The organism is Delftia sp. WSY_10 (assembly GCF_043104705.1).
Taxonomy (GTDB): Bacteria; Pseudomonadota; Gammaproteobacteria; order Burkholderiales; family Burkholderiaceae_C; genus Comamonas; species Comamonas tsuruhatensis.
Genome location: NZ_JBICKY010000016.1, coordinates 1 through 7,907 on the forward strand (window position 1 = coordinate 1; position 7,907 = coordinate 7,907).

Sequence of the window (7,907 nt, forward strand, 5' to 3'; positions counted from 1 at the left end):
CCGGAGACAGCGTTCATGAACGTGATCCATCAGTTCCTCGGCGGCCTGGCTGATCTGGTGCCTTCGCCCCCAAGGGCCCCAAGCGTATCGAGCGGGCCGAAAACCGGCATGGTGTTCAAGCGCTCGGCATCCATTTCGGCGCCGCTGGTGCGGGGGCAGATGCTGATGCCGGTGACCGCGTGGAACTGGCCCGATCCAGTGACCGGCACCATGGCCGACGCGCAGTTTCTCTTTGCAGATACGGTGCCCCAGTCCGCTGCCAATGGCGCGCTGTACCAAGCGTCGGGGCGCAGCTTTTCGCAGGGATACAAGACCTTTCTGCAGGTACTCGAAGCCTGCAAATTTCCCTATCAGTCGATGCTTGCAGGCGCCATGCAGAAGATGGCAACGCCTCCAGGCGAACCTGCATACTCGCCCACTCCGGTGGGATGGACCAAGGTGTACGAGACCGGCTACCTGCAGTGGAAACCGATCTGGACACTGCCCAAGAGTTCGTCGGAGTGGAGCGCAGCAGTGGCTGTCGGCACGATCGCAAACCCCGGCACCTTGCGCTTGAATCTCAACGACACATCCGGCGCAGGGCCGCAGGCTCCGGCTTCCCTGCAGGCCCTGGACGCTTCCGGCCGCGTCCTTGCGCTACCCGCCGCTTCGCTGGAGACGGTGACGATCACCTCTGAATGCTGGGACCAAGTGCCGATCTACCCCGGCAGCTGGTACGACGCCTCGATGGTGGCGCTGGGTCGCGGCCTGGTGCCGGATGCAGGCGTATTCTTCGGGCCTGGCGGACTGATGGCGTGCCGTGTGTCAACTTTCTACGTCGCGTTGAAACCCCGCTTCGACTTCACTGCCGCAGCGCCGATCCCCGCCTCGCTGCGCCAGACGCTGGACGAGGCGGACACCGTGCAGGCCATGGGTGTGACGGTTCAGCGCGCACGCGGAGACGGACAGCCAAACCAGGCCTTGCGCCTCGTGAACACGGAGCCTGCCCCCGTCATCGTGGCCGTGAGCCTTGAAACCTTGGCGTGATCCGTCACGTCCACACCACGTCACTTCCCGTCAGACGATTTGCATTGGGCACCCTCAAGGCCGCAAGGCGCGGGCTGCTTGCCATGACGCAGCAAAGTGCGTGGTGGCCGCATGCGTGGCGGCCACCGGCCCTATCGCAAACCTTCGGCCTGCAGCGACTGGCGCACGGCAGGCCGCTCCCGCATCCGCGCGTACCAGCCGGCAAGATGCTCCAGGCCATCGAAGCGAATGCTCGTCTTGTAGACCGACTCCAGCCACGGCGCCTGCCCCCACTGCGTGAGCGCGTACAGATAGGCATCGGCCACGGTGAAGCCATCGCCCATCAGGTAGCGCTTGCCGGCCAGTTGCGAATCCACCCAGGCATACCGCTGCTCCAGCTTGGGCTTGGCCGTCTCCACGCCGTACTTTCCCGCCGCCACCGCATACAGCAGCGGGATGAAGCCCTTGTGGATCTCCGAATTCAGAAAGGCCAGCCACTCCAGCAGCCGATAGCGCTCCAGGCTGCCATGGGCCGGCGCCAGAAGCGACGCAGGCCGCAGGTCCGCCAAGTACTGCAGGACGGCGGGCCCTTCCCGCAGCAGGCTGCCGTCGTCCAGTTCCAGCAGGGGGACATAGCCGAACGGGCTGAGCGCACGGAAGTCCCTGCCGTCTTCCGTCTGGTGGGTCTTGTGGTCCACCCGGACCAGTTGGAAATCAAGCCCCAGCTCGTTCAGGACAATGTGCGGCGCCAGCGAACAGGCGCCGGGCAGGTAATACAGCTTCATGGAATTTCTCTGGTGATGGAACAAGGGGCCTGCGCGTTCAGGCACAGCCCCTGGCCAATGTCATGCACCAGGGATAAATCTGGAAGAAGGCAATAAAACTGCCCATAGGTTAAAAAAATATACCTGCCGCCTGCCTATGATGAATGTGCTATGAAATCCAACATCTCCGGCTGCTCCGTGGAAGAAGCCATGCGCCTGCTGGGCGGCCGCTGGAGGCTGCTCATCGCCTCCTACCTCATCGACGGCCCCCGGCGCTTCAACGACCTGCGCCGCGACATGCCCGGCATCTCCCAACGCTCCCTCACCCTGGACCTTCGCGCGCTGGAGGAAGCGGGCCTGGTCAAGCGCACGGTCTACCCTACTGCGCCGATCAAGGTGGAGTACGAATTGACCCAGGATGGGGAGCGGCTCAAGCCGGTGGTGGGGGTGATGAAGGAGTTTGGGTTGTGGGTGAAAGGCAAGGCGCCGGCCTGACGAAAACTGCGCCGGCTGGTCGTCTCCATCCGCCCCCCCTGCCGACAGGCAAGCCCCATCGCCGCATGCACGGTGATTTGAAGAACAACTACCATGACGAACAAGCCTTCCGAGCAGGCATCCCGCGCCGAGTACGCACGACGGATCAATCGCGTGCTCAACTACATCGATGCCCACCTGGATCAGCCTCTGGATGGCGCACATCTGGCCGACATCGCCAATTTCTCGCGCTTTCACTTTCACCGAATTTTCGCGGCATGGATGGGAGAAACGCTGGGCAGCTATGCGCAGCGCCGACGGCTCGAGAAGGCGGCGTTCCGGCTGTCCTGCGGCAGCAAGGAAACCGTACTTGAAACCGCCTTGGCCACCGGCTTCCAATCGGGCGAAGCATTTGCGCGCGCCTTCAAGCTCAAGTTTGGCTGCACGCCATCGGCCTGGCGCTCCACCACGCTTGAGCGGCTGAAAACCCAGGCGGCCGCCATCGGGCAGCAACCAGGCAGCCAGCAGAGCAATCCTGATCAGGTCTTCGGCAATCTCCATCAGGAAGACCTGCGCGCGTTCGGCGAACCTCAGGGCTCTTGTCACCTGAAGGAAGAAATCGCCATGGACGTACGCATCATTGATCTACCCAAAGCACATGTCGCCTATCAGCGCTTGATCGGCCCCTATGGGCCAGCCATAGGCCAATTCTGGCGAGGCACCATTGCGCCGTGGATGCACTCCAATGGCCTCAGCGATCAAACGTGCTACGGCATAGGCTATGACGACCCCTCTCTCACACCCACCAACAAATGCCGCTATGACGCCTGCGTGGAAGTCCCCGCGCATTTCGTCGCCAGCGGCCAGGTGGATACCCAAACTCTGCCGGGCGGCCGTTACGCAGTGGCAAGGTTCAAAGGAAAACCCGAGGGCTTGGCCAACGCCTGGATGTGGCTGACGCGCGAATGGATGCCGTCCAGCGGCATGCAATGTGACGACCGGCCTTGCTTTGAGATGTTTTCTGCGGTCAACGCAATGGATGCCGAGACCGGGGAGTTCTGCTGCGACATCTGCATTCCGGTGCGGGCGCTGTAAAGCGACTCAAGCCGGTTGAGGTTTGACGAATGTGTTGGGTTGGGTGGTTGAATCCACTAACCGCTGCAGGCGTTCGACCTTTGCCGTCAAGTGTCGGCTTTGCAGCGGGTGCAGTCCTTGAACTGCGCGTCCTGACTGACTCAACAGCGCGGTTTGCTGCCATTAACCGGGGAGTTCTGCTGCGACATTTGCATTCCGGTGCGGGCGCTGTAAAACAGCTCAAGCCCATTGAGGTTTTACGAATGTGTTGGGTTGGCCGGTTGAATCCACTACCCGCTGCAGGCGTTGGACCTTAGCCGTCAAGTGTCGGCTTTGCAGCGGGTGCAGTCCTTGAACTGCGCGTCCTGACTGACTCAACAGCGCGGTTTGCTGCCATTAGCATGTGGAGATTGGCGGAGCCGAAAGAGCGTTGTGCCAAAGCGTGAGCACGGGAGAAGTGGCCCCATTCATCTCTAGTTTCCTTGTGCCGACTGGGAAGCAGCGTCCCAATCTGTGAGCATCAGCCTGTAGCCCAAAAATTGCGCGTTCGAATCAGCGATTTCGTTGCGAAAGAGGGCGGCTTGGTCCTGTGCAATGGACGGGCCGGCGCCGTTCTCTTGGACTTGGTCAATCGCCTTCTGTGCACACTCGGCTAGAAACGCGCCCGCGGCCACTATCACTTCATCATCGTTGCCCTTACTGAGCTTCAGAAAACTCCCCAAACGGCCTGCAAGTGGCGTCACGAGTTCGTTGAGGTAGTCCGCTTCCTCGGAGTTCAGGTCCCGATCAAGACCTGTCATCACCGCAGAAATACTGGTGCAGTCGGTAAGGACTCTGTCGAATTCCGCAGTCGCAACGTCATCGAGCAGAGGATATGGAAGCAGAGCATGCCATTCTTTCTTGAACTCGAATTGGGGAAAGACAATTGAAACTCCGCCTATGGCAAACCTAGCGGCGACCTTCCCGCGTAACAAAGGAGCTGCCACACGGTGGTCAGGGCCGTCCCAGGCGTGCTCACTTGCAAAGCGCTCGATCGCTTGAAAAAACTCCACAATCTCGTTGCAAGGCAAAAGAATGGCAAACGATGCGGGCGGCCACTGGCGATCAAACGGGTCATTGCGGGCCACCACCACACATCCAGGCTCAGCTCTTTGAAACTGGACTTCGAGCTCTCGACGACGCGCCTCAATCAGGCCCTGAGCACGGGAAAGGGCCAGAGCACTAGCGGCGCCCAGAGCTGAGCGCTTGCGTGACCGCTTCGATAGCGCGGCTCTACTTGAGTGCGACTCGGATGGGCATGTGTGTATATCCGCCAGCACGTAGGAAATCTCCTTGAGCAACTGTGCGGCGTCCTCGAAGTCGACATCGCTCGCTAGGTCCGTGTACCGCCAAAGCTCAGAAGAGGCTAGCGCACGCATCTTTTTTGAGATATCTATCGTGTTGATCGCTTCTAGCAGGGGGCGCTCGACCTTCCCTGACAAGAGGTTTGTTGTGATCTCTTGGATTCCCTGCACCACCTCGACGACGGTATCTGAAGCGTCGTAACTTCCATGGTCCAGAACTCCGGAGACGGACGAGCGAACGCGTCCAGGGAGGATCATTCCTGTAAGAACCTGTCGGATCGAAGCAAACGCATGCAGCTTCAAGGGCGCTGGCTCCAAGCGACAGAAGCTCTCTGCGGCGCGGCGCAAGTTTGAAAGCGTCTCGCTTAGCGCTATCGCAAGGCTATTGGCGCGAGCCGTTTCTCCGCCCGTCTCCTGAACCTGCTGGATGCTGCGAAGCTGTGCCCGATTCCAAGCCACCCGCGCCGGAACGACTATGCACTTTCGGTCTAATCGGACGTCAGCCACCGGATAATCACCCACCTTCAGAACGCTCCCATCTCCGAGCACTGCGGAGACAGCGGCCGCTCGCGCGACCGGCTCGGCGGCAATGAGCATGTCGCAGATTGAAACCGCGCGTTCGTGCAGATTGGACTGGACTGCGTCGTTCACCACACGGATGTTGGCCCGGATGATGGATACACCTTCGTCATCGTTTTCAAGGGTGGGTTTCATCAGCCAAGCGGTATCACTGTGCAATCTCTCGAGTAGGTGAGCCGAACCACCTTGGGTTGTGAGAGCTTCGGCTGCTAGTTGCTCGCCCAACTCGCGCAATACGCTAATGAAACCAAGCACCTGTGAAGCCGATGCGGGCTCGCTTAAAGGGTTGGTCGCCAGCCATTGGGGGGTGGCTGGAGGTTGCGTTGTGCCATGTAGTGGCATAAGTGCAGCTGCAAGTTCGACCGCCTGCTGCAAACCCCAGGAGGGAGGTGGTGGTGAACTGGAGAGCTGCATTGACAATTCCAATCGCTTATCCGGTATACCGATGCCTGAGAAGCGGCTTATTGCACCGCGAATCCTCTCCCAAAATTCCATCCCTTCTAGGTTCGCATTCGCTATAGCGAGCCCGAATACCGTGTGCGCAAAACGTTCGTCGATCTTCTCGTCCTTGCAGATCTCCATCCAGGCCTTGCCGACGAGATCGCAGGTTACCAATCCCAAGCCGTGAAACGCCGCAGTCCAAGCATCAATCTTGGAGCCCGGGAGCAAGGAGGCCAAATCTTGTACTACGGCATCATGAACTGTGGGTAGCTCGCGATAGAGACTGGCAATAAAGCTAGCGAGATCCTTGAATCTGATGCACGTTAGGGCAAGGTGCAGAGAAGACAGCTCAGTTTGATGTGTTATCTCCCGAAGCAGGATGTCTAGGTGCTGTGACCTGATTTCATGGAGTCCGCCGATGGAGTCGTCGCCTACTAACGCGACGGCGTGCTCTTGAACCAAGCGGTTTAGAGCTCTGGCAAAAGCGATTGAGGTCAGACCAGTCTTTTCGCGTAGACGTTCCTTGTCGATAGCTGCGGAGAAGCGCGAGGCAAATGAGACTGCCTGCAAGATCAATAGCTCATCGTCCCGAGCCTCCTTGACGCGCTGGCGCAACTGGTCGCGAAGCACCGCTTCGAGCCTTTGCCCTTGGGTTACCAGGTGCGTGAATTCGAGTAGCAACCCCTTGCTCTCTTCGAATGGTTCGCGCCAGTGATGAAAGCGACGCGCCTCAGGCGATGGCAATTGAGTGAAAAGCCGAGTCGCGAGTTCTTCGTCCAGCTGTGGCCTAACGACCGTGGTGCTCCGAAGGTCAGCCAGGAGATCGATGTCTTCTTCTCGAATGGTGCCAATCAGGATGACGCCTTCAGACTCCCCGGCCATGCGGGCCACCTCGTCCCAGGTGTCGGCGAAGTTTCTGCCTACGTCGTCCAGGATGAATCCGACCCTGCGAGTCCGACTCGCCTCATTGGCCTTCGCAAGACGTAGCAAAAGAGCGGACTCACCCGGCGCGAGTCTCGCAACTCTGTACCAGATCACATCGTGCCGCGTAGAGTTCGCATACAGCCATGCGCTGGCCGACTTTCCGCTGCCTGATTGGCCGGCGATGAGGGTCGCTCTTCCGCTTTCGACAGCGGTCTCGACCTGCTCAGTGACGTCTGGACGCTCGAACACCAGGCCGGCCGCGACATGGCCAGCTACTACGTTCACGCCAGCGTAGAACGCCTCGTCATGAACCCTGATGGAGAAGTCGACGATTTCACAGATGCCGTCCTGGATGGCGCGCTGTAGTCCACCTTCCTGAGTGGCGAGAAGAACGCGCTCCATTGCCCCTGCCACGTCGGCAGTCGTCATGTTTGCGGCGTTGGATGCCTTCGTAAGATAGTTCTCATCAGAGCAGCGGCCGGCATCCACGCGAAGTTGTTGTGCCACTAGCCTGCAGGCGAAGGCGGGCGCGCCTCGCTTGTCGGTGAGGAGCTGAACGCAGCACTCAATTGGAGTGCTCTTGACCAGAAGAAATGAACGCTCAAGCAACTGCTCCACTGTGAAGCTTCTCGCCGAGGGAGGCAGCGCATCCAGGGCTTGGCGGACTACAGCAACATCCTCGTACGATGACAGAGGCACCTCCCATCCTTTAGCCTCCAAGCCGATGACTGTGCGCTCAAGTATCACAGCGATACGCACACTGCCCTGAACCCATTCTTCCTGCGACAATAGGGCCGCAGTCTTCTCTAGGTATTCGGCGAGTTGCAACGCGCGAAACATGCCTTTCGGATCGTGCATGGACTTCGCCTGGATCCGGATCTCTACTCCGTCAACGAACAGGGTCAGGTCGTCCAGCCCTTCAGGCACGAGTTTGGCGGTCGTGCCCTGATTCCATTGCTCCACAAGTAGGAAGGCTGCGGCAGCATCCTGATAACGGAAGCCGCGGCCGGCACGTGCTCCGGCGCGTGTCTGCTTCCAACGTGGGTCTTCTGGAGTGCTCATTAACTCCCATTATCGTACGTAGGGTGCATTCCCGAATGCCGCCGCTCCGCTGCTGTCTTCGCGACTTTGGCAGTGTCAGATTCGGGACGGCTTCTGCGCGGAGTGGCGGGCAGTGATGGAGCCAAGCAGATGGTCAGTGCCTTGAATAAGGCAGAGTCAGCGATCGCGCCCCTAACTCCGAGCCGTGGTGATGCGTCAATTAGCCTGCCTGCAGCACTGGAGGGCCGTGGGTCTGCTTCCG

Annotated in this window: 5 protein-coding genes; 3 read left to right on the forward strand and 2 right to left on the reverse strand. The window is 59.8% G+C overall.

The annotated features are described in order from the left end of the window. Positions 1–1,026 (forward strand): hypothetical protein (locus ACF8ML_RS08815; RefSeq protein ID WP_392422615.1); only part of this gene is annotated, 1,026 nt, incomplete at its 5' end. Between the two features lie 131 nt (positions 1,027–1,157). Here ACF8ML_RS08815 and gstA read toward each other — a convergent pair. Further along, the gene (gstA, locus tag ACF8ML_RS08820; protein ID WP_392406072.1) at positions 1,158–1,790 is read right to left on the reverse strand and encodes a glutathione transferase GstA; all 633 of its coding nucleotides are present in this window, start codon (positions 1,788–1,790) and stop codon (positions 1,158–1,160) included. 150 nt (positions 1,791–1,940) lie between these two features. On the opposite strand from gstA, the gene ACF8ML_RS08825 reads away from it, so the two are divergent. Continuing rightward, positions 1,941–2,264, forward strand: coding sequence for a helix-turn-helix domain-containing protein (locus tag ACF8ML_RS08825; RefSeq protein ID WP_013802924.1), 324 nt, complete (start codon positions 1,941–1,943; stop codon positions 2,262–2,264). Positions 2,265–2,357: 93 nt separating this feature from the next. Next, positions 2,358–3,338 (forward strand): GyrI-like domain-containing protein, encoded by a 981-nt coding sequence (locus ACF8ML_RS08830; protein ID WP_392406074.1) that lies wholly within the window; start codon positions 2,358–2,360, stop codon positions 3,336–3,338. Between the two features lie 452 nt (positions 3,339–3,790). On the opposite strand, the gene ACF8ML_RS08835 is transcribed toward ACF8ML_RS08830, so the two are convergent. Beyond that, the gene (locus ACF8ML_RS08835; RefSeq protein WP_392406075.1) at positions 3,791–7,666 is read right to left on the reverse strand and encodes a hypothetical protein; all 3,876 of its coding nucleotides are present in this window, start codon (positions 7,664–7,666) and stop codon (positions 3,791–3,793) included. Positions 7,667–7,907 lie beyond the last annotated feature (241 nt).